This window comes from Streptomyces sp. NPDC018019, from assembly GCF_044327805.1.
GTDB lineage: Bacteria > Actinomycetota > Actinomycetes > Streptomycetales > Streptomycetaceae > Streptomyces.
In genome coordinates, this window is record NZ_JBIRGD010000075.1 from 1 (window position 1) to 2,060 (window position 2,060).

At 66.4% G+C, this 2,060-nt stretch carries 3 pseudogenes; all 3 read left to right on the forward strand.

The features are described from left to right. Window positions 1-85: 85 nt before the first annotated feature. A pseudogene (locus tag ACH4FX_RS43175) lies at window positions 86-532 on the forward strand (transposase); the annotation flags it as partial. 56 nt (window positions 533-588) lie between these two features. Continuing rightward, window positions 589-1,420: pseudogene (locus ACH4FX_RS43180) on the forward strand (endonuclease/exonuclease/phosphatase family protein). A 2-nt stretch (window positions 1,421-1,422) separates the two neighbouring features. Beyond that, window positions 1,423-2,060 (forward strand): annotated as a pseudogene (locus ACH4FX_RS43185) (IS5 family transposase); the annotation flags it as partial.

Here is a 2,060-nt window from a genome sequence, read left to right on the forward strand (position 1 = left end):
AACTCGGCCTTCCACCGGCCGGCGTCAGCTATCGCCTCCATACCAGGACAACGACAACCGCCAGCTCAGGACACGATCCGCTGCTGGAGTACTAGTATCCACTCGCGACCGCTCGGTGGCCGAGCAGTCGAAGAACTATCACTACTCCACCGCCCATCAGGTCGTCATCGACGCCGACAGTCGCCTGGTCGTCGTGGTCGCCCGGCCCGTGCCCGGCAACCGACATGACTCGGAGGACTGGGAGGAATCCGGCGCCAAGGCCGCCGTCGGCAACACCATCACGATTGCCGATGGCGGCTACCAGGGCACTGGCCTGGTCATCCCGCACCGCCGCAAGGCCGGCCAGGCCGAACTTCCGTCCTGGTAAGAGAAACATAACCGCTCTCACAAACGCGTTCGCGCGCGCGTGGAGCACACCTTTGCCCGCATGAAGACCCGGAAGATCCTGCGCGACTGCAGCCTCAAAGGCGACGGTGTCCATCACGCCATGCGCGGCATCGCCCGCCTGTACAACCTCGCCCTCACCGGATAGCCAACGTCCGAGATGGCCCAGGATGCTCATGCGAGCCGGAAGGAAGGACGGCAGTGTTGCGCGTGCTGACGTGGAGCCTGTGGTGGCGCTTTGGCCCATGGGAGAACCGGCGGAAGGCCATTCTCACGGTGCTGGGCGAGCTCCACCCCGATGTCGTCGGCCTGCAGGAGGTGTGGGCGTGCGGCGGGGAGAATCTTGCAGGGGGGCTGGCGGACAACCTCGACATGCACTGGACCTGGGCAGCATCTCGTGCACCGGAGCGGTGGCAAAGACTTCTTGGGGACTCAACGGTTGGCATCGGCAACGCTGTCCTGAGCCGCTGGCCCCTCGCGCAGCACGACACGGTGGAGCTGCCGGCCCGCGAGGACGACGATGACGGCCGCCTGGCGCTCTATGGGCGCATCGACGCCCCCACACACCAGGTGCCATTTCTTCACCACCCACCTCACGTCGGCCATTGATGCCTCTGCGGTGCGCTGCCAACAGGTCAGAGTGCTTGCCGAGTTCGTGACAGCGCATAGCCATGGAACCGACTTCCCGTCCGTTGTCACGGGCGACTTCAACGCATGGCCAGACTCCGACGAAGTACGGCAGTTCGGCGGCTACAAGTCGGCACCTGCCATCCCGGGCCAGGTCTTCCTCGACGCGTGGGAATACGCAGACCCAGCACAGCCGTCAGCGACCTGGAACGCGGCCAACCCGTTCGTCGCGGCCGGATTCGAACCCAGCGTCCGCGTCGATTACATCCACGTAGGCCCACCAGGCCCTGAAGGTCTTGGTTCCGTCAGCTCTGTCCAGCGTGTCGGCGACCAGCCCGTACACAGTGTCTGGCCGTCCGACCACGCCGCTGCCCTCGCAGATCTAAGAGGTCCTAACAGAGGCTGTTGATCATGTGGCTTTCGGTTCGGGTGGTCGTTGGTCTGGCCGTGGGGAAACGTCAGTCGCGGCCGTGGATTGTGTCGGATGAACTGTGGTCGCTCATCGAGCCGTTGTTGCCCGAGCCGGTGCCGAAGCAGGTGGCGGGACGCCCCCGGGTGCCGGACCGGCAGGCACTCTGCGGGATTCTGTTCGTGCTGCATACCGGGATGCAGTGGGAGTACCTGCCGCAGGAGCTGGGCTTCGGCTCCGCCGATGGCCTGTTGGCGGCGTCTGGCTGCGTGGAACGGTGCCGGCGTCCGGGACGAACTGCACTTGGTGCTGCTGAAGAAGCTGCGGGTCGCGAAGAAGCTGGACTGGTCGCGGGCGGTGATCGACTCCTCCCGCGTCAGGGCCGCTCGCCGGGGCCCCAAAGCGGCCCCAGCCCGGTCGGCCGAGCACGTCCGGGCAGCAAGCACCCCCTCATCGTCGGCGGCCAGGGCATCCCACTCGCCGTTTCGCTGACCGGCGGCAGCCGCAACGACGTCACCCAGCTGATACCCCTGCTGGAGAAGATCCCCTCGGTCGCCGGCCTGGCAGGACGGCCACGCAACCGACCTGACAGCCTGCTCGGCGACCGCGGCTACGACCACGACACGTACCGCCGTCTCGT